This window comes from Alkalibacterium putridalgicola (assembly GCF_040959045.1).
Classification (GTDB): domain Bacteria; phylum Bacillota; class Bacilli; order Lactobacillales; family Carnobacteriaceae_A; genus Alkalibacterium; species Alkalibacterium putridalgicola.
The window spans coordinates 726383-747021 of the sequence record NZ_CP162615.1 but is presented as its reverse complement, the minus strand read 5'-3'; the positions used below and the strand labels follow the sequence as shown (position 1 = coordinate 747021).

The 20639-nt window shown below is 42.9% G+C and carries 17 protein-coding genes; 6 read left to right on the top strand and 11 right to left on the bottom strand.

The features are described from left to right. Positions 1-90 precede the first annotated feature (90 nt). Together AB4027_RS03760 and AB4027_RS03755 are read left to right on the top strand one after the other, a co-directional pair. Positions 91-510, top strand: coding sequence for a hypothetical protein (locus AB4027_RS03760; RefSeq protein WP_368646028.1), 420 nt, complete (start codon positions 91-93; stop codon positions 508-510). Positions 511-539: 29 nt separating this feature from the next. Further along, complete coding sequence (locus AB4027_RS03755) at positions 540-1406, top strand: SDR family oxidoreductase (RefSeq protein WP_368646027.1); 867 nt, start codon at positions 540-542, stop codon at positions 1404-1406. 779 nt (positions 1407-2185) lie between these two features. Here the strand turns inward: AB4027_RS03755 and AB4027_RS03750 are convergent. From AB4027_RS03750 to AB4027_RS03740, 3 genes are all read right to left on the bottom strand, one after another. After that, entirely contained in the window at positions 2186-2713 is a 528-nt protein-coding gene (locus tag AB4027_RS03750; RefSeq protein WP_091487466.1) for an HD domain-containing protein, read from the bottom strand. Between the two features lie 160 nt (positions 2714-2873). Further along, entirely contained in the window at positions 2874-3638 is a 765-nt protein-coding gene (locus tag AB4027_RS03745; RefSeq protein ID WP_368646026.1) for a TrmH family RNA methyltransferase, read from the bottom strand. A gap of 103 nt (positions 3639-3741) precedes the next feature. Continuing rightward, positions 3742-5133, bottom strand: a complete 1392-nt coding sequence (locus tag AB4027_RS03740) for a peptidoglycan DD-metalloendopeptidase family protein (protein WP_368646025.1) — start codon at positions 5131-5133, stop codon at positions 3742-3744. Positions 5134-5671: 538 nt separating this feature from the next. Here AB4027_RS03740 and AB4027_RS03735 point away from each other — a divergent pair. Then, entirely contained in the window at positions 5672-6436 is a 765-nt protein-coding gene (locus tag AB4027_RS03735; RefSeq protein ID WP_368646024.1) for a GNAT family N-acetyltransferase, read from the top strand. Next, complete coding sequence (locus AB4027_RS03730; RefSeq protein ID WP_368646023.1) at positions 6437-7459, top strand: GNAT family N-acetyltransferase; 1023 nt, start codon at positions 6437-6439, stop codon at positions 7457-7459. It begins immediately after the preceding gene. 73 nt (positions 7460-7532) lie between these two features. Here AB4027_RS03730 and AB4027_RS03725 read toward each other — a convergent pair whose 3' ends face one another. Further along, entirely contained in the window at positions 7533-9230 is a 1698-nt protein-coding gene (locus AB4027_RS03725) for a M3 family oligoendopeptidase (protein ID WP_368646022.1), read from the bottom strand. Positions 9231-9419: 189 nt separating this feature from the next. Here AB4027_RS03725 and AB4027_RS03720 point away from each other — a divergent pair, with 189 nt between their 5' ends. Beyond that, on the top strand, positions 9420-10082 hold the full coding sequence (locus tag AB4027_RS03720; protein ID WP_368646021.1) for a hypothetical protein: 663 nt from the start codon (positions 9420-9422) through the stop codon (positions 10080-10082). Between the two features lie 233 nt (positions 10083-10315). Next, positions 10316-11596 carry an RNA polymerase factor sigma-54 gene (rpoN, locus tag AB4027_RS03715; protein WP_368646020.1) on the top strand — a complete coding sequence of 427 codons (1281 nt, stop codon included), beginning with the start codon at positions 10316-10318 and terminating at the stop codon, positions 11594-11596. Positions 11597-11685: 89 nt separating this feature from the next. On the opposite strand, the gene AB4027_RS03710 is transcribed toward rpoN, so the two are convergent. From AB4027_RS03710 to AB4027_RS03680, 7 genes are all read right to left on the bottom strand, one after another. Then, a complete protein-coding gene (locus AB4027_RS03710) occupies positions 11686-12627 on the bottom strand; it encodes a PTS system mannose/fructose/sorbose family transporter subunit IID (RefSeq protein WP_368646019.1) in 942 nt (313 codons plus the stop codon). A gap of 19 nt (positions 12628-12646) precedes the next feature. Further along, positions 12647-13447: a PTS mannose/fructose/sorbose transporter subunit IIC gene (locus AB4027_RS03705; protein WP_091490138.1), complete on the bottom strand. Its 801-nt coding sequence runs from the start codon at positions 13445-13447 to the stop codon at positions 12647-12649. Positions 13448-13475: 28 nt separating this feature from the next. Beyond that, a complete protein-coding gene (locus AB4027_RS03700; RefSeq protein WP_091490141.1) occupies positions 13476-14450 on the bottom strand; it encodes a mannose/fructose/sorbose PTS transporter subunit IIB in 975 nt (324 codons plus the stop codon). 55 nt (positions 14451-14505) lie between these two features. Then, entirely contained in the window at positions 14506-14997 is a 492-nt protein-coding gene (locus AB4027_RS03695) for a PTS sugar transporter subunit IIB (RefSeq protein ID WP_091490143.1), read from the bottom strand. 205 nt (positions 14998-15202) lie between these two features. Next, a complete protein-coding gene (locus tag AB4027_RS03690) occupies positions 15203-18064 on the bottom strand; it encodes a sigma 54-interacting transcriptional regulator (RefSeq protein WP_368646018.1) in 2862 nt (953 codons plus the stop codon). A 308-nt stretch (positions 18065-18372) separates the two neighbouring features. After that, complete coding sequence (locus AB4027_RS03685) at positions 18373-18933, bottom strand: polymer-forming cytoskeletal protein (RefSeq protein ID WP_368646017.1); 561 nt, start codon at positions 18931-18933, stop codon at positions 18373-18375. Positions 18934-19307: 374 nt separating this feature from the next. After that, positions 19308-20327 (bottom strand): hypothetical protein, encoded by a 1020-nt coding sequence (locus tag AB4027_RS03680; protein WP_368646016.1) that lies wholly within the window; start codon positions 20325-20327, stop codon positions 19308-19310. Positions 20328-20639 lie beyond the last annotated feature (312 nt).

The window sequence follows — 20639 nt, the reverse complement described above, 5'->3', positions numbered from 1 at the left end:
GAAGCGTTATCTTTGTGGCATAATCTTAGATTACTTATACTTAATGAGTAAGAACCTACGTATAAGAAAGATTATTCAAGGAGGGATACAATGAAAAAAGGAAAACTGATTCTTTTGTTTATGGCAGCAGCAACACTTGGTGCCTGCACGACAGAGGAGGATCCCGGTGAAACAGAGGCACTGGATCCGATCGAGGAAGAAGCCGCCATAGAAGAGGAACCCAACGAAGGAATGGTTACAGAAGAAGAATTGGCTCCAGTCAGTGAAAGTGAAATGGATGAGGCAGAATTGATCGACAATATTGATCAATATGAAGAATTCGAAGAACAGGATGTTTTTGATCCTACTGGTTACGATGCATATTTAATTACCGATAACGGCAGTACGCGAGTCATCTTGTTTACTGACGGGGACGAACAGGTTTTTAAATCCATTTTCATTGAAGAAGATAATCGTCTGAAGATCATAGACCTTCAGAATAACGAATTGCTGCTTAATTCTCCGCTGTAATCCGTCTACATTAAGGAAGGATGTAATTGATGAACAAAGAAAATAACCTTAAATCACAAAAACCAAAAAAGCATTACTTAATGGATGATGACCGCCAGAAGCTGGATCCGGTCCCTGAAGTGGAAAGCGATACGTACAAGCCTGCAGACAAAATGAAAGGTTTCAATACCATCGTGACTGGTGCAGACAGCGGTATCGGCCGTGCGGTGGCCATCGCTTTTGCCAAGGAAGGTGCTAATGTCGCCTTAGTTGATTTAGAGGATAATGACGATCTTAAATCAGCCAAGACACGCATAGAAGAATTAGGCGTGAAGTGCCTGACTTTTGCTGGCGATGTGGGTGACGAGGATTTCGTTAAAGAAACAGTCAAAACTGTTGCTGATGAATGGCAAACGATACATGTTCTCGTCAATAATGCTGCCGAACAGCACAAACAGGAGAGCCTCATGGACATCAGTGCAGAGCAACTGGACCGCACATTCCGTACAAACATTTATTCGACCATCTTCTGGTCCCGGGAAGTGTTCCCCTATTTAGCTGAAAATGGAGCGGTGATCAATTCCTCTTCTGTCACGGCGTATCAAGGATCTCCTGGATTAATGGACTATGCATCGACAAAAGGTGCGATCATTGCATTCACCCGTTCGCTTGCACAAAACAAGGAGTTCATTGAGAAGAAAGTCCGCGTGAATGCTGTAGCGCCAGGACCTATCTGGACACCGCTCATCCCGGCTACTTTGGGCAGTTCTTATGAAGAACATGCTGGTGTGCCTATGGGTCGCCCCGGTGAACCTTATGAACTGGCACCTGCGTATGTCTATCTCGCAACAAGTGATTCAAGTTATGTCAGTGGTCAGACGATACACGTCAATGGTGGGACCGTCGTCAATGGCTGATTTTTATCTATCATGTATAAAGAAACCCGATGGATCTCCTGATCCATCGGGTTTTCTCGTTATTTGAATGATCATACTGATTAAATCGAATGATCATTCAAATAACTTTCCTGATAAGTCATCGTTCAGCTGAATACTGACTTCATTCTCGTCCGACGATCCCGGCAGCAGTACATTTAACAATAAAATGTGTGCGGATCAAAGTCAGTATCGTCTTCCGCGTTTTTCCATGCTAAAGAAAGATCAACAGTGCCACGAACACACCTGTGAGGACATAAATATGAGTATCTCTTACGCATTCTGATACCAATGACCAAGTCAACAGGCTGTTATCAGTGAGCTTGCCATTTTGTTGTTGAAATGACAGGCTCGCTCGTTATTCACATCAGACCTTGTCATTTTATTCAAAAAATGACAAGGTCATTCATTTTTTATTTTTGAGTGTGTCACTTTATCTCTAAAGTGACAGGCTCTGGTTCCTGTTAAGTCTGACCTTGTCATTTTAAACCAGAAATGACAAAGTCAGAATCATCTATAATTTGAGTGTGTCACTTCACTTATATAATGACACACTCAGTTCCTTGTGTATCTCGAGTCTGTCATCTTGTTCCTGCAGAGTCACAAGTATCCACCTTTCCCCCCAAAATCTCGTCCGTTCTTTACTAGACGGCCAATAAAGTAAAAAATACAAAAAAGCTGTTTCCATTTATGTTCAAACTATCTAAACATAAATAGAAACAGCTTCTAAATCAGAACTTCATACTAATAGGTATCTAAGACTAAGCATGGACCACTCTTAGTTTCAAGCTCCATTCCGAAAGTTTCTGCTTGACTTTAGATCTGACAGGTGTTGAGACTTCATTGATGGCGCAGTATTTATCCACACATGTCACAACAAAACTTTCTTTATACCGAGGGATTCCCACGCCAGTCGTTGTTAAAAACATATGCTTCAGTATAATATCTTTTTCAAGTTCACTTAATTCAGTCAGGCGTTGAGCATTTTTAACTGCGATTTTTGGGTGAACACAGTTGTGAGAACCTTCATTCATTAATGCGATCTCTTCTCTGCCTTCGTGAAAGAAATCATGCAGCAAGCCTGCTCTGGCAACTGCTCTCACATTAAGGTTCAGGCGTTTAGCGATCTTATAACTTACATAGGATACAAATAATGAATGGATCAGGCGTGTTGTATAGTGGTGATGTGTAATATCATCTAATTTAAGTAAATCTTCATCTTCAAGTAAATCTTCGACTAATGTCATATAATCTGTATCATTTTCCCAAATCGAACGAACAAATTCCATCAAATGTCTCCTTTTCAAACGAGTCAGTGATTGTCTGCAGTCGTGCATTATGCGACTGTCCATAAATTATCTTACTCCTTTAAGTGAAAAAAGAAAAGGAAACAATCTAATTTAGAAACGTTTTCATGACGTTTGTGACAAAATTGTCAAAAAACGCTGATCACTGATAAAGACTGAACATCAATATGCTTGCAGCGATGGCGACGTTCAACGATTCTGCCTGGCCTTTGATTGGAATATACAGATTTTCTGAGGTCTGTTCCAGAATCTTTGGATTCACCCCATTCCCTTCATTCCCTACGATCAACGCAAACCTATCTTGCGGTTCTATCGAACGGAAAGATACCGCTCTTTCATCTAAAGCTGTTCCATAGACAGGAATACCTCTGTCTTTAAACATTCCGATCCAAGTTTCGATATCGTCATGAATGATAGTCAAATGAAAGTGGCTGCCTTGGGCTGACCGCAGTGCTTTCGGATTGAACAAGTCAACAGAGCCTTTTCCTATAATGACACCTTCAAACCCAGCAGCATCAGCGGTGCGTATCAAGGTACCAAGATTACCCGGGTCCTGGACTTCATCCAGAATCAGCACAGGCTTATTTCCTCTGATATCTTCAGGAGATTCCTGACTTTTAACGACGGCCAGGATCCCCTGTTCGGTCACAGCATCGCTCAGCATACTGGTAATTTCTTCCGTTACTTCCACAGCATCTATCTCACTTTTTTCATATAGATAAGCATAATCCATAACTTTATCTTCTCTGATGACCAGTACATCGATCTCAGTATCCGATTTTATTGCTTCTTCTACTAAATGAAGGCCTTCTACGAGGTATCTGTTCTGTTTCTTTCTGCCTTTACGTGTCAGCAGTTTTCTCCATTCTTTTACTTGCTTGTTCTGTGTCGATTCGATTCTTTCCATAATAGTCATTCCTCCAGCTCTTATCTTCATAATTCAGTATACACGACATGAAAAAAGAGAGAAAGCTCTTCAGCCTTCTCTCTTTGCGGTTTAGTACTCTTGATTATCTGATGTAGTTCATAGCATTAACTGGTGTACCGTTTTTATAAACGATGAAGTGCAAGTGAACGCCTGTTGAACGTCCTGTCGTACCCATGATTCCCAGTTGCTGTCCTTGAGAAACTCTCTGTCCCGGCGCAACACTTAAGTTAGGCTGCATGTGAGCATATAAGGTTTCATAGCCATCACCATGATCTATGATCACACGGTAACCGTATGTTCCAGAATATGATGCTGATTTGACTGTACCTGCACGAGTGGCTCTGATCGGTCCTCCACCGGCAATATCTGTTCCATTGTGGAATGAACGTCTGCCTGTTACAGGATGTACACGGTAGCCAAAGGGTGACGTGTATCGGCCATTTGCTGGACGTAACCAGCCGCTGTTAGTTTGAGCACTGCTTGACGAAGCGTTGTTTGAGCTGTTTGAGCTGCTTGAGCTGTTTGAGCTGTTTGAAGATGTTGAAGCCTGTTCCTTTTTGCTGGCTTTTGCTGCTGCTTCGGCTTCTGCTTTGGCTCTTGCTGCCGCTTCTGCTTTAGCTTTCGCTTCGGCTTCTCTCTGTGCTTTTTCCTGAGCGATACGGATTGCTTCTTGTCTGGCACGTTCTTCTTCAATGATACGCTGTTTCTCAGCTTTCATCTCTTCATTTAAAGTACTTGTACGTTCTGCAATGATCGCTTGTTCATTAACGAAAGATTTTCTTTCTTCATCAGTCATTTCATATTTTTCAGCGATCTGAACGATTTTGTCATCTAATTCCAGACGTTGATTCACTAAATTATTACGGCTGACTTCCAGTTGAGCTTTTACTTTTTCCATCTCTTCCTGTTCAGCTTTAACTTGTTTTTCGTTTTCTTCTAAAGCATTCTGGTCAGCGATCTGCTCTTCCATAATTTCCTGGTTTGCAGTAACAAGTTTGTTGACGACATTGATGCGTCCAACTAAATCAGACAAACTTTCAGCAGACATCAGCAAGTCGACGATGTCTGAAGCGCTGGCGTTAGTCTGTACAGAACGTGCTTGTGATTCCAGTTGTTCATTACGGTCATCGATCTGCTGCTGCAGTTGAGCGATTTCGTCCTGCAGACGTTCGATTTCTTCTTTGATGCGTTGGATTTCTTTTTCCTGTTCGTTGATTTCCAAAACCAAAGCGTCGATATCTGCTTGAAGCGCCGTTACTTCTTTTTCAAGTTGAGCTTTTTCATTTTCAAGTGCTTCCATTTTTTCTTCACGACTCTGAATTTCGCCGCTCACTTTTTGTGCTTCTTTTTCCAGCTGCTGTTCCTGCTGCTGAAGTTCATTTAATTTTTGAGAAGCATCGACTTCCATCGGACGCAAGAATGGTGCTGCAAGTAATACTGAAGCCATTGCTGTAACGATACGTTTCTTATTCAATCTGAAAAACTCCTAATCCACAATTTATTGATCGACCCTTACCGGTGATCTTTCTATTTTTATACGTTTAAATGTTGGTTTATACCTTTAATGTATGCTCATTTGTTTCAAGCACTAAAAACATCATAGCATAGGAAGGGACAGTCTAAGATTTAAATCCAATGACAAAATCTATGCCCTTTTGTTACATAACTGTATTATTTGAAGAAACCATGGCAAAACGTAACCTTTACAAACGTTGGTATAAAGGTTTTTTCAATTAAATCCGTCCTGCTTCAGCCTCTAATTCTGACAAAAAATGGTGAACAAAAGGTGACAAATCTCATTTTAATTTGACACTTTTTTTCTATCCAGTATAAATTGTATCCGATTTCAGTCGCATTCCAACCTCGATCACTAACTCAAAACTGTATTAAAATCAGATTTTAAACGTTTCTGAGCAGCATATTTCTATTTATCTCGGATCACTTGTCACTTTAGGCTTAACGTTTACCTTTGAATTTGCTATTCTATAGTAAGTATAGAAAGGAAGACACGTATGGTCACATTTAATGCCATTGCCACACACAGCACACTGATTGATGAAAACGAGTTTTTTGCACAGTACTATGATCCGGATGCCTTATTCAGATATGATTCAAATTTCTTTCAGCTGAAATATTCCCCGACGAAAGAAGAGTTCGAACTGATCGAATCGATGCAAATAGTTTTCTCAAAAGGGAACGGGCTGAGTCATGTCAAATTCTACTGGCCTGAAAATCAGGGCATCATGCCGGATACTTTAGACTACTTAAATGGTGAAGAGTATGGACTGGAAAAGCTGGAACTCTATTCACTTGACCCGGCACATTATGTATTTAAAGCGGAAGTTCCGGATATCAACGTATCCGTCGTTCAAGCTGACCAGCTGGATGCATTCAAGCAACTGAATTATATAGAAGATAAAACGGTATCTGACTCTTTTGCCGAATCTAAACAACCGTATTACGACCGCCTCTTCAAAGATGAAGCAGTCACCTTTCTGCTCGCATACTTCCAGGGAGAGCCGGCCGGTTCCTGCATTATGATCGATAGCGATGAGGGGCTGGAACTGGATGACTTGTTCACACTGGAAAAGCACCGGCTAAAAGGCATTGCCTCGGCATTACAGTCATTCATTATAAAAGAAGCACTGGCCAGGCAGACCCTTGTCTTCCTCGTGGCTGATGCGGAAGATTCTCCTAAAGATATGTATAAAAAAGCGGGATTCCACTATGAAGGTTTTCGTATCGGTGCACAAAAAGTTATCAAAGGAGAAGGTTAAATGAGCGAAGAGATAAGACGGTTAACAAAAGAAGATATTTCTTATTATAAAAAGATGCAGACAGGCTTGGACGATGACTATATGCTGTGGGCCTTTCACCGTATTATCGGAGGGCCTAATCATCTTTTTGGTTTGTTTGTATCTGATGAACTCGTTGCCTTATCGGGTTTCACAATATTCAAGGATCACTATGCCATGCTTGGACGTTTACGGACTGACCAGCGGCATAGAAAAAACGGCTACGGGACCCAAATAGTCAGGTACAGTTTGGAACAGGCCCTTTCACATCCGGATGTAAAATGGATCGGTGCCAATACCGAACAGTACAATAAAGCCTCTCAGGCGGTCCTGAAAAAAGTCGGTCTTCCACCAGTGACACTGCTTTATGCCGCTCAAACAGACTCTCTCGACAGTCTGATCATAGACGAATCAACACGGTGGAAAGAAGTCACTGAAAAAGCCAAAAAGACTGACTGGATCAGACGAACGTATCTGGATCCGTCTTTTAATAAAAAAGTCTTTCCGCTTGAAGCCTATTACCCCTTCCCTGTCAGTGAAGAACTTTTCGAAGGTTCACTTGACGACTGGCACTTTTACGAGAATGCAGACAAATCTCGCTACATCATCTTATGGGAAGAATTTAAAGGCACGAATTATTTACATGTCGTTTATCCGTGGTCAGACTTTATGGAACAGTCCGGTTTGTTCAGAACCATTCAGGAAAAGCTGAAGATGGCCCAACAGAAAGATCGTGAGACAGTGATCTGGTGGGATCTATCTGAAGCCGAAGCTGCCCTTCTTCCGACAGATCATCCTTTCGATCTGCCTTCCCCCTGGATCCTGCATGGCTTATCGAAAGAGGCACTTTTATCTGATGACATTTCTGAATCATTCGAACGGGCCAATACACTTATCCAGAATGTTGAGAAAGAGCTGCAGGATCTGGAGAAAATCCTTGAAAAAGAGACAGAAACGCTCGAGGCTCTTGAAGATCAGCTTAATGAGCACACATCTAAAGAGTAGAACATACAAAAAGATAACCACCTGGCATATGCTAAATGCTATATGCTCAGCGGTTATCTTTTTTTGTCTTATCTTATAACGCTTTGTCGTCCACAGCTTCCAGGGCATCATCGATCGTTTTCACGACTCGCTCCAGCGAACCTTCTTCAAAAGGTGAACGCAGATTAGCTGTATCTACTGTTTCGAGGAAGCTTTTTGTGCCGCCTGCTTCACAGATGGCCATGTAGTCTCCCCAGGCTTTGTCATCCTCATCCACGATAGCACGTTTCCAGAACTGCAGGGCACAGACCTGAGCCAGCGTGTAATCGATATAGTAGAACGGCGAAGCAAAAATATGGCCCTGTCTGAACCAGTACGTCCCCTTATCCAAAAAGTCACTCTCAGAGTAATCGCGCTGCGGCAGGTACTGTTTCTCCAGCTTTCTCCAGCAGACTTTGCGCTCTTCTGGTGACCACTCAGGATTTTCATACACTTCATGCTGGAAGTGATCCACCAGCACCCCATAAGGAAGGAAACGGATCGCGCCACTCAGATGGTCGAACTTGTATTTATCCGTCTGCTCTTTGAAGAACAGTTCCATCCACGGGTATGTGAAGAATTCCATGCTCATGGAGTGGATCTCACATGTTTCAAACGTCGGGAACACGATCTCCGGTTGCTTGATCCAGCGTGACTGGTAGACCTGGAAGGCATGACCCGCTTCGTGTGTGAGGACATCGATATCGCCAGAGGTCCCGTTAAAGTTGGCAAAAATGAATGGAGACTTGTAGTCGGGAATATACGTACAGTAGCCGCCACTCGCTTTCCCTTCTTTAGACAGGAGATCGACCAGTTCTTTATCGAACATAAAGTCGATGAATTCTGCTGTTTCATCACTTAATTCATGATACATCTTGCGCCCATTTTCGATGATGTAATCCGGATCTCCCTGAGGCGTCGGATTCCCGTCCAGAAACTGCAAGGCTTCGTCATAATGTTTCAGATCCTTGATCCCGATACGCTCTGCCTGGCGCTCAGCCAGTTTTTTCGTGACAGGAACCACATAGTCCAGGACCTGCTTTCGGTATACTTCGACCATGTCACGGTCGTAGTCAAAGCGTTTCATTCGGACATAACCCAACTCGACGAAATCTTTATAGCCCAGTTTTTTAGCGATCTGATCTCTGACGGTGACCAGTTCGTTGTAAATCGTATCCAGTTTTTCTTCATTTTCTTCAAAGTAGCTCAGTTGGGCTTCGCTTGCCTCTTTCCTGACGGCACGGTCCGTCGACTGTAGATAGGGACCAAACTGAGACAAGGTCAGAATTTTCCTGTCGAATTCGATTTCTGCAGCGGCAATCAGCTTCTGATAATCACTGCTCAGCTGGTTTTCCTTCTGAAGCAGCTCGATGACACTGGCATCAAAGGAGTCCAGTTCGAACTGCATATTCTGGATAAACGTCCTTGGATAACTGTCTTTCAACTCTTCTAAGTAAGGCGACTCCATTATGGCCTTGTAGTATCGGGTATTTAATTCCTGGTACAATGGGCCATATTCATTCCAATAGTTGTCTTCCTGTTCATAGAAATCGTCCTTTGTATCGATCGAGTAGCGAATGGATGCCAGGGTCGCCATGGTATCCAGCGAAGAGGTCAATGCGGAGACGTCATCGATTGCTTCTTTGACTTCTTCTACTGATCCGGCGCTTTTCAGCTGATCGATCAGATGGACGAAATCTTTTTTGAATAGATCAAAATCCGGTCTTTCATAAGTGTAGTCATTAAATTTCATTGTCTTCCTCCAGTAGTTATAAGTTAATAACAGTATAGCACAGGGATTATAATTTCAATATAATTAAATGAATAAACTCTTAGTATTACACTGGATAAAAGCATTGATCTAGTTCTATAGTCAGTGAACACTTAATGCGAACAGCGCATTGGCACTGCTCAAACTATTTTTCTGGTGAGCACGTCTAATGTGGGGTTCATTGGCACTGCTCAAACTATTTCCTTCCTGAGCACGTCCAATGTGGAGCTCATTGGCACTGCTCAAGCTGTTTTCCTGGTGAGTACGTCTAATGTGGGACTCATTAGCACTGCTCAAGCTGTTTCGTTCCTGACTACGTCTAATGTGGAGCTCATTGGCAGTACTCAAACTATTTTTCTTGTCAGTACGTCCAATGTGGGGCTCATTGGCAGTGCTCAAACCATTTTTCTGATGAGTACGTCTAATGCGGGGTTCATTAGCACTGCTCAAGCTGTTTTCCTGGTGAGTACGTCTAATGTGGGACTCATTAGCACTGCTCAAGCTATTTTTCTGATGAGTACGTCCAATGTGGAGCTCATTGGCACTACTCAAACTATTTTTCTTGTCAGTACGTCTAATGTGGAGCTCATTGGCACTGCTCAAGCTGTTTTCCTGGTGAGTACGTCAAATAAAAGACACATTAGCAGTGCTCAAACTGTTTTCCTTCCTGAGCACGTCCAATGTGGAGCTCATTGGCACTACTCAAACTGTTTCCTTCCTGAGCGCGTCCAATACGAGGCTCATTGGCACTGCTCAAGCTATTTTTCTGATGAGTACGTCCAATACGAGGCTCATTGGCACTACTCAAACTATTATTCTTGTCAGTACGTCTAATGTGGAGCTCATTGGCACTGCTCAAGCTGTTTTCCTGGTGAGTACGTCAAATAAAAGACACATTAGCAGTGCTCAAACTATTTGTCTTTACGAGTGCGTCAATTAAGAGACTGATCAGCCCTCCTGAGAATGTATTTCTATGTTTCAATTGACTCCCCCTAATAGGTAACTCTATAAGAACATAATAATAATGATGCTGTTTATGGTAAAATAGAATAGAAAGGAAAGATGATATGGAATTTAGACATCAACCACAGCAGCTGCAGAAACAGAAGCAGTCCTACATCCCGAATCTCATGCAGGGCGTCCACCTGCTCCAGCTAAATCGTATAGAGCTTTCCACTTACTTGAGTAATCAGATCCTGGAGAATCCTTTTGTGGATATGCCAGAACAGGAAAGCCGCCTGATTCAATCGGCTATAAACGAAACCGCTTCAGCCATTGAACAAACGACTGCCAGTCAGCCTTCGCTCTTTGACTTTTTAAAAGAACAGATCGAGTTGTTTTACAGAAAAACATATTTGCGTGAACTGCTCTTCTGGTGGGTCAATCAGCTGGATCATAGAGGCTATGTGACCAAAACGATCGAAGAAGCAATGGATGAGACCGGAGCGGCTTCTGTCGAACTTTTGGATGCCCTGACTCTTCTTCAACAGCTTGATCCCCCGGGTGTCGGTGCCCGAGATCTTAAAGAATGCCTGCTTCTTCAGACAGAGCGGCTGGACTTTGCCCCATCGATAGCCTATATTGTGATCGAAGAAAATCTTGAATCACTGACCAACAAGAAATGGTCATCACTTGCACAGACTTACGATGTGACTGAAGCAGACATTAAAGAGGTTTATCAGTTTATTAAGAAACTGACCCCTTCACCCGGTGAAGCGTACCAGGCATCCTATACGCCTTTTGTTCTTCCTGAACTTAGTGTCAGTATCGATAAGGATGAACTCGTCATCAGTGAAACGAAATATAAAACGCCTCTAGTCAGTTTTAACCGATCTTACTTTAAAGAATTGAGCAGTTCTGATGATCCGCAGCTAAAATCCTACATCAAAGAGAAGAAAAAGGAATACGATATCCTTCAGACAAGTCTTGAAAAACGTAAAGAGACGATTTTACGCGTAGGAACTGCCATCGTCATGCACCAGCATACCTATTTTAAAGATGCCGATGCACCCCTTGTGCCTCTTCAGCTGACTGATTTAGCCGAAGAACTGCATCTGAATCAGTCAACGATCAGTCGGGCCGTCAGGGAGACCTATATCGAAACGCCTTATGGATCCAAGGAATTAAAAACCTTCCTGTCTCGTCGCTCAAGTCAGTCGGAGCTGTCTAAAGATCACATTCTCCAAGCTCTTCAAAATCTGATTCAGTCAGAAGATAAAGCTAAGCCTCTATCGGATCAAGCCATTTCTGATGCACTTAAGGCAGAGAACATGACACTATCCCGAAGAGGTGTAACGAAATACCGCAAGCAGTTGGATATCCCTTCATCTAAACAGAGAAAAGAATAAAAAAACACTTCCTGATGAACGACGCGTCGATTGACGCATCACTCTCAGGAAGTGTTTTTTTAAAATTGTTTTCAGTTAGATCTGTCAGATTATCCTAAGATACCTAAAACGTAACCGATAACGCCGACTACGAAGATACCGCCGATAATTGTAATTGGGCTGACTTTCTTACGTAATAACCACACACAGAAGAGAGTTAGTAGTAAGGGAGCCACACCAGGCAGCAGCTGATCTAATGTGTTTTGCAATGTTGTTACTTCTTCAGGCTGGATAGCCATGCCTGCTTGAATATCCGCAACAACGTTTCTCAGCATATCACCAGATAAGACACCTTCATTTGCCGCTTCTGAAATCGCAGCAAAGTCGATCATGTCTGCTTCTGCATTTTCAACTCGACTGATGACCATCGGGAAGTTCATCGCTGTCCAACGCGGTACCAGTACACCCATGATGAACATACCTAAAACAGATGCCCCTTGAGTCAGCTTCTGCATCAATCCACCGGCTAAGTTCTGAGTAATGTTACCCCCTTGAACGTAACCAAGTTCCTGTGAGTACCATAGGAATGCCATACGGATAATGTTCCAGGCCAGGAAGAAGATGATCGGACCCATCCAGCTTTCACTTAATGCAAGTGAAGCGGCGAAGGCACCTAATACAGGACGCAGAGTACCCCAGAAGATCGGGTCACCCACACCGGCAAGAGGTCCCATCATACCGATTTTGACCCCTTGAATCGCTGCATTGTCGATATCTTCTCCGGCAGCTTTTTCTTCTTCAAGTGTCAATGTCACACCAAGTACAGGTGCAGCCAGGTAAGGATGTGTATTAAAGAATTCCAAGTGACGCTTTAAAGCAAGTGCACGGTCTTCTTTTGTTGTATATAATTTTTTAAGCGCTGGAATCATGGAATATGCCCATCCAACGTTCTGCATACGTTCAAAGTTCCATGAAGCTTGCAGGAATTGACTTCTCCAAAAAACTTTTAAACGGTCGCTTTTTGTTAATCTTACTTTATTTTTTTCATCCATAGTTTTTCAACGCTCCTTTTTAGTAATCGTTTAGAATATCATCGAGTGGGTCTCCGCCAGAGGAATTTCCTCCATTGCCGCCGCCACCTTGATTGAATTCAGGTGCAAACTGCAGGTAAAGCAAGGCTAAGACAACGCCGATAATACCCATTGCGATAAGGTTCAGTTCGCCAATAGCTGATAGTGCAAAACCTAGAGCGAAGAATACCCATAATTTTGGTGTAGCCATCATGTTGATAACCATTGCATAACCAACGGCAACGATCATGCCACCGGCAACAGCAAGTCCGCCAGTCAACCAGGCTGGGATAGCATTCAATCCGTCTGTTACAAGTTCAGCCGGTACAGCTAAAATGATACCTGCTGGGATCGCAATACGCAGACCTTGCAGCATCAATGCACCAATGTGGAGCCATTCAACAGCTCTGAATGAGCCTTCTTTTGCTTTTCCGTCGGCAGCGTGAGCAATACCAACTGTCAGTGTACGAACGAAGATCGTCAGTACTTGACCGGCAATAGCTAGTGGGATAGCCAAAGCGATACCTTCTGATACGCCGGCACCACGTAAAGTAACTAAAATAGCGGAAGCGACAGATGCAAGCGCGGCATCAGGTGCTACGGCAGCTCCGATGTTCATCCACCCCAAGGCGATCAGTTGCAAGGTACCACCTAGAAGTAAACCATCGATAGGGTTACCCGTTACAAGCCCGATCAATGTACAAGCGATAATAGGCTGGTGGAACTGGAACTGGTCCAAAATCCCTTCCATCCCCGCCAGAAAGGCGACGAGTAATACTAATATAACAACAAATATATTCATAATTTATTTTCCCTCCTTAAAATATTCCTTAATCAACGTATTTTGTTTTCTTAAGCATTGGCCAGATATCTTTACTTTGATCTGAAGGTACTTTACGTACATCAAAGGTCACGCCGTGGTCTTTCATTTTCTTGAATGACTCAACGTCTTTTTCATCTACAGAAAGCACGTTATTGATCATGACTTTACCTTCTGAGTGAGCCATGGATCCAACGTTTACTTCTTCGATCTCTACGCCGCCTTCAATGACACGCAAGGCATCCTGCGGGTTTTCAAATAGAAGCAGCGCACTTGTTTTACCAAAGCGCGGATCTTTCGCTACTTCGATCATTTTGTCTACAGGTACAACGTTAGCTTTGATCCCTGGTGGTGAAGCTTGTGTGATCAGGCTCTTACGCAGATCATCCTGAGCCACATCATCGGAAACAACAATGATACGTGTAGGCTGAACATCTTTTGACCAGGCAGTGGCTACTTGTCCGTGTAACAGACGTGAGTCGATTCGAGCAAGACGGATATCGATTTTCCCGGTACCCACCACTGTTCCTTCAGGTAATGGCTGGTTCGGTTCTTCGCTCTTCGTTTCCACAGCTGCTTCTGCAGGCTGAAGACTTTCCGGTCTTACTTTTACACTGTCTTTACCAGGTTCGATGATCGCTTTAGCGATATCCTGTGCTTTGTCCATTCCAAAACGACCTGTGAACGCCTCGATCAGCATCCCCAAGTTCAGACCTGCAACGATTGCCCATTTATCTTTGTGATCCTCGAACAATGTGTTGGCCTGATTAAATGGCGTACCTCCCCATAAATCAACAAGGAACAGCACTTCATCTGAATCAAAAGAAGCGATCGCTTCCTCCATCTTGCGTCTGATATCGTCAGGGCCTTCACTTGGCATCAACGTAACAGCTTTAACATTTTCCTGTTCTCCTACAATCATTTGTCCTGACTGTAAAATTCCTTCGGCAAACTCGCCATGGCTTGCCAATATAATTCCTACCATTTATTTCCCTCCTACTACTAGCATATTATGCTAACTATTTTTTCTTCTGTGACATTTACAGAAAGTCCCCTTTTCTCAATACATCCATCATCTTCTGGCTGCGGTCGCCGGGAACTTTTCTGATCTCCAGATCGATACCTTTATCGTCTAAATACTTAAAGGCTTCGATATCGGACTGGTCAACGGATACAAAGTGTGTCACCATCTGTTTTCCTTCCGTATACTTCATACCACCGATATTAACGCTGTCAAACGCCAGGCCGCACTGATGTACGCGCATGACGTCTTTAGGATTAGTAAATAATAGCATGACTTTGACACCATCCATCAATGAATGCTGCGCAATATCTTTTAGTCTGGTAACGGATACAACATGAGACTTCACTTCAGGTGGCGCAGCCTGCGTCAGTAATACCTTCTGCAAAGGATTACGTGCGACTTCATCACTCACCACGATGATTCGACTAATACCTGTAGATTTAGACCAAGTCGTTGCGACCTGACCATGAATAAGCCGATCATCTATACGAATCAATCGAATATCCATCGTTCCATAACCCCTCCTGCTATAAACAACACTCCCTCCACTTAATCTCGGGAATCTCATAAAAATGCCTATTTATTCCCTTCACTTATATATAAGCAAGAAGTGTGCCAACACACTATGATGAAATAATGCCTTGTGTCGCGTTTCCAGACAAAACACAAAAGCGACACACTATAATAGTGTGTCGCTTTTGTGTTTAAGTGTGTTATTCAGTTAACAGTGTGTCGATATCTTCCATTTTTCCTTCTTCTTTTGTGATGAAGTAAAGAATATAGCCATATTCTTCCAACGGAACCGTCAACTGTATGCTTTTTTCAAAACCTCTGATCACTTTCTGTAATTCAGAATACAGGGGGTGACTCAAAGTTTCCCTCTTCTCCTCACGGTCTAGCCGTACCTTATCCTTTTGCAGCAGTCTTTCTATTAATCCAGCCATATGAAACGCTAGATTGATATGGAAAGCATACTGATTTGTTGTTTCTGTACGGAGTTCTTCGCACTGACTGACAAATGACCAGATGATCGGGACCACTTTTTGAGGATTGATAAAAGCAAAATTCTCTTCGATATATGAATAGATGATCGCTTTCGCCTGCTCATCATCGGCTAGTGCGTCTTCAGGTTCTACTGTCGTCAAACTGACAAACTTCTTCAATAGGTGCTCAGGTTTATCTTCAATAAACCGTTCAAGGGGAATGAAGGGTGCCTGGATTTTAGGATTGACGATACCGGTCGAAGCAATGATCGTATAATCTTTCTGCCACTCACTTATCCTGGTATCCAGTTCCGCCACTGAACAGGTTTTCACTTGTATCCCGGATTCATTCGATTTTCTCAGGGCTTTTTCAATGATTTCTTTGATCTTCTGAGCTGTCCCTTCTCCACTTGCGCACACTGCCATCACGATAGGTGGTTTACGTTTTGAAGGCTGACGCTGGTCATCGTGTCTAGGTAATTCTTTCGTATAACCACTAAACTTTGTCAGTGATTCATACAGCAATTCAATATCTGCATCCACTAAAGAGGCTTTTCGCACAGCTTCAAGAACGATGGCTGTCGACACCATGTCGATCGAACGGATATGAATACCTGTTTCTTTCTGCAGCGTCGTTTCAAAGGTGGCCAGAGAACCCATGTCGACAAGCAGCAAGACCCCACTTCCTTCATTAACATCCAGAACAGCTTTTTTTATCCGTTCGTAGACGACCGTCGGTGACATATCAAGCGGCATATCGATCGCTGCAACGCCAGAAGTATCTAATAGCTGTTCTGCCACTCGCGCCATACTGCTTGCAGTCGAATTCCCATGAGTAGCAATAACGATGCCGACGCGGCCAGAAGCCAACTCTTCTTTAAGAGAGACTAGCAGAACCGTTAAGTAATAGACTTCATTATCAGGAATATCTACATCAAAATAAACAGCGATTTTAGTCTTTACGCGTTCTGCTACAGCATACTCATTCGCATAAGTCATGGCCATTTCCCGGATACGGTTATTGATGATACGCTCTTGTCCACTGCTGATCTTACTTAACAATGAACTGATGTGCAGACTCATGGCATAAATAAAATTCTGTTTAAATGAGCCGCCCAAGGCCAGTTCGACTTCCCCGACGATCTGATGAGCAAACTGTATCACTTCCTTACTGACCACTTCTGCCAGCTTCGACTCTGTCTGGAAGGAGAATCCATGATTACGGTAGAAGGATTTCAGATGAACATTTATATCTGTGGAGATATACTGATTGATCGAGTCCTGATCCAAGCCTTCTGCTTCCAGCAAAGCTGCTTTATCTCCGATAATATCATATATATTATAGGGCAGCTCATATGAATCCATCGCCATTTTATAAAACGGTTCGTTAGGATCGATCATCATTTTAGCTTCCACGTACTTGGAAAGATCAGCCTGTTCCAGTCGATTAGACGATAAGCCGACTAAATGATCCTTGATAGTTTCCGGCAGATCTTTGACCGTCAAGGAGATCTCATCTTTATTCAACTGATTCATGAACCCTCTGGCACAAACCAGCTGGATAGACGACTTCAGTTGCCCGACATTCCCATATCCTACACTGGCTATAAGTCCTTTCACCACTTCTTCGTTTAAAATGATTTTACGCTGGATACGATTGGCTTCCAGCCCCGTCAGGAGTTTGACCAGATCAAGCTGCTCGCTGACCGGTCTCTCTTTAAATGAGGGCAAGTGGATATTGATGGGGATCCGGCGCATGAAGGTGTCTAAAAAAGTCGATTTAGGGTCTTCAGTCGTCGCACAAACGATACGGACATTGGCATGTCTATTTTTTCCCGTCTCGCCTAATCGGCTGTACATCCCAGTATCCATGAAGTAAAACACCATTTCCTGCCCTTCCGGCGGCAGTCGGTGCACTTCGTCGAGAAAGAGCATTCCGCCGTCAGCCTGCTGAATCAGGCCTTCTTTAGAACTGGCTGCACCTGTAAAGGCTCCCTGGGCATAACCAAATAAGTAGCTCATCAAGAGCTGAGGGTTCGACGCATAGTCAGCACAGTTGAAGACGACCAGTTCTTTTTCGCTATCGATCAGCTCCTGCGACTGAGCGAAACGGAACATCGCATGAGCAAAGAATGATTTCCCCGAACCTGTTGGACCGGTAATGAGTGTATTCAGCCCTTTCGGCGGATACAGAACGGCCGCTTTTGCTTGTTCGACGGCATTTTTAATGCTCCCGTTTGCACCGATGATCGATTTGAAGATGTCACGGGTCTGATTATATGAATAGTCCAGAACTTCCTGTGTCACCCCAACAGACGGCAGACTTTTTTCTTTATAACTGGAAACATGCCTGGTCAGCGGCTTGTGGCGGGCTTTTTCGATCGGTATAAACCGCACAGGTCTCCCATCGATTTTTTTCAGTTGACCTTCTCGGGCAAGCTGGTTCAAGTCTTTGGAAATATTGCTTCGTATGCTTTCCAGTGCATCCGCCACTTCTTTTGTAGTGATCCCCATGCCTTTTTCTATATCCTGGTGTGTGAAGGACGCACAGGCCTCATTGACATAGTTTAAAACGCGTTGTTTACGGTTCACATTGATCCTCCTCTTTGATTTCGAACAGCACTGATTCATGTAGTTACAGTATACACTTTTTTCAATATAATAACACACTGACACACAAAAAAACACACTATACTATTCACCCTGATCATAGAGCAGTCCTCTAGTCAGCTCCTGCCAGACAAAAAACAGTTCTTCAGATACACCGACCTGAAGAACTGCTTTATTTGTGTGTTTAAATTATCTGCTGATCATTCTTCTCTCCTGGGTCCGATAGGGTGAATATCAGCATGTTAGCGTACTGTTGCACAGATACATGATCTGAAGCAACGATGCAGCAATTATTCTTCTACAGTTACTTCGCCTTCTACAGTGCCTTCATCCATCATAGCAGCGTCCTGTAATTCTTGAGAAGCGAAAGTGACGTCACCTGTAACAGTCGAGCCGGCTAATTCGAATCCTTCTGCATCAACATATACGTCACCATCAACTGTACCATTCTGGATACGGAAATTTGGAGATTCAACAGTCATCATTGGCACTGTCAAAGTATATTCATCTGTTACATTACGGTCTTCATCTTGAGCATATAGTGCTAATTTACGGTATTCAGCTTCAGCTTCATCTCCGCCGTCGTGGAATGTTCCAGCAACAGTGATGTCTTCCTCAACAGTTACATCAGCTGTGATGGCAGTGATCCAGTTACCGTCTTCACTTAATGAAGCGACAACTTCATCGGCTTGATCTGTAATAGAAGCAGCCGTTACAGCATCGCCAGTTTCTTCTGTTGTTTCTTCTGTCGTTTCTTCTGGTGTATCTTCAGAAGAATCACATGCTCCTAAAAATCCGCCTAAAGCGACAACGGCAGCACCTGCTGCTAATTTCTTTTTCAATAAACTCATAATTATCCCTTACCTTTCCTAATGGAAGTTTAATTGTAGAACGCGTAGAATGAACAGAATAGAAGGAGAGATCTAATGGTATTCGGACATTCTGATTCGTTCATTACTAAAACCTACTATATAATAGATATGTGAAGTCGTCAACAAAAGAGAGTTGTTATAAATATAAAAATCCTTTCATTTTTTTCGCATTCACATACTTTTTACGTTTGCGCTAAAGCTGTTTCCATTTTTCTCACAAGTCAATTAAATTTCTTAATATTACTTACTAATCCCTCATCTGTCTGTTCATTCTCTTGCACAGGATAGTTGTTACAAAAAAGACTGCAGCTCAGCTGCAGTCTTTTTCATTTTATATAGGGGGGTTAACTTGATTATTCTTCGACGCGAGTTTCGCCTGTTACTTCGCCTTCATCTAATGTAGCTGAATCCTGATACTCTTGACTCATGAAGATCAGGTCCCCATCGATCGTTCCGCCAGGCAGTTGGAAACCGTTGGCATCAACGTAAACATCTCCGGCAAATGTACCGTTTTGGATACGTGAATTTTCACTTTCAATGGTCAATTTTGGAGCTGTCAGTGTATAACTTGCGGTAACGTTACGGTCTTCATCTTGTGTATATAAAGCCAGTTTACGTGCAAGTTCGCCGTCATTCATTGGGCCTTCTTCAAGAACGAGTTCCTGATCTGCTTCGACGTCACCTTCAAAGATAACGATCCATCCGCCGTTGGCTGACATTGCTTCTTCTAAATCTTCTGACGCTGTTACAACAGATTGTGTTGCGCCTGTTGTTGCATCAGCAGATTCTTCTTCTCCGCCTTCGACACGTACTTCACCCGTTACTTCTCCTTCTTCAAGATCAGCTGAATCCTGATACTCTTGACTCATGAAGATCAGGTCCCCATCGATCGTTCCGCCAGGCAGTTGGAAACCGTTGGCATCAACGTAAACATCTCCGGCAAATGTACCGTTTTGGATACGTGAATTTTCACTTTCAATGGTCAATTTTGGAGCTGTCAGTGTATAACTTGCGGTAACGTTACGGTCTTCATCTTGTGTATATAAAGCCAGTTTACGTGCAAGTTCGCCGTCATTCATTGGGCCTTCTTCAAGAACGAGTTCCTGATCCGTTTCGACGTCACCTTCAAAGATAACGATCCATCCGCCGTTGGCTGACATAGCTTCTTCCAGATCTTCTGAAGCCGTTACAACAGATTGTGTTGCGCCCGTTGTAGCATCTGACTCTTCGGTTGTCTCTTCTGTTTCTTCACCTGTATCTTCAGTAACCTCTTCTGTATCATCCGTTACCTCTTCATCTGTCTCGCCATTGCCACACGCAGCAAGTAACCCCATGCTTGCTGTAATAAGTAATAATTTGTTCCACTTCATCATTATTGTTCCTCCTACCTTTTTATGTTGTGATTAACTGCACATTTATAATACCATGTTTCTTTTTTATTTCAAAGTTTTTTTGAACAAAAAGTACAAAATTTTATATTTTTATTTAAAAACAGCTTAAGTAAAGGATATTATAATTAAAAATTATTGTGAAACGAATCACTTTTCTAATTTATTTAACAAATATTACAAAAATAAACACTGAACAAACTTAAAGTATTAGACTTGACTTCAAAAAAAGAAGCTGGAAAATTCCCGTCCTTTTTTGCTTTTTTAAAACTGTTTGAGAATGAGGACATTCAGATG

Bases quoted from the DNA above. Each gene is read 5' to 3' on its own strand.
- AB4027_RS03710 (WP_368646019.1), bottom strand. From the start codon at position 12,627: ATGGATGAAAAAAATAAAGTAAGATTAACAAAAAGCGACCGTTTAAAA.
- rpoN (WP_368646020.1), top strand. From the start codon at position 10,316: ATGGAATTTAGACATCAACCACAGCAGCTGCAGAAACAGAAGCAGTCC.
- AB4027_RS03730 (WP_368646023.1), top strand. From the start codon at position 6,437: ATGAGCGAAGAGATAAGACGGTTAACAAAAGAAGATATTTCTTATTAT.
- AB4027_RS03700 (WP_091490141.1), bottom strand. From the start codon at position 14,450: ATGGTAGGAATTATATTGGCAAGCCATGGCGAGTTTGCCGAAGGAATT.
- AB4027_RS03680 (WP_368646016.1), bottom strand. From the start codon at position 20,327: ATGATGAAGTGGAACAAATTATTACTTATTACAGCAAGCATGGGGTTA.
- AB4027_RS03750 (WP_091487466.1), bottom strand. From the start codon at position 2,713: ATGGAATTTGTTCGTTCGATTTGGGAAAATGATACAGATTATATGACA.
- AB4027_RS03735 (WP_368646024.1), top strand. From the start codon at position 5,672: ATGGTCACATTTAATGCCATTGCCACACACAGCACACTGATTGATGAA.
- AB4027_RS03695 (WP_091490143.1), bottom strand. From the start codon at position 14,997: ATGGATATTCGATTGATTCGTATAGATGATCGGCTTATTCATGGTCAG.
- AB4027_RS03755 (WP_368646027.1), top strand. From the start codon at position 540: ATGAACAAAGAAAATAACCTTAAATCACAAAAACCAAAAAAGCATTAC.
- AB4027_RS03745 (WP_368646026.1), bottom strand. From the start codon at position 3,638: ATGGAAAGAATCGAATCGACACAGAACAAGCAAGTAAAAGAATGGAGA.
- AB4027_RS03760 (WP_368646028.1), top strand. From the start codon at position 91: ATGAAAAAAGGAAAACTGATTCTTTTGTTTATGGCAGCAGCAACACTT.
- AB4027_RS03725 (WP_368646022.1), bottom strand. From the start codon at position 9,230: ATGAAATTTAATGACTACACTTATGAAAGACCGGATTTTGATCTATTC.
- AB4027_RS03705 (WP_091490138.1), bottom strand. From the start codon at position 13,447: ATGAATATATTTGTTGTTATATTAGTATTACTCGTCGCCTTTCTGGCG.
- AB4027_RS03685 (WP_368646017.1), bottom strand. From the start codon at position 18,933: ATGAGTTTATTGAAAAAGAAATTAGCAGCAGGTGCTGCCGTTGTCGCT.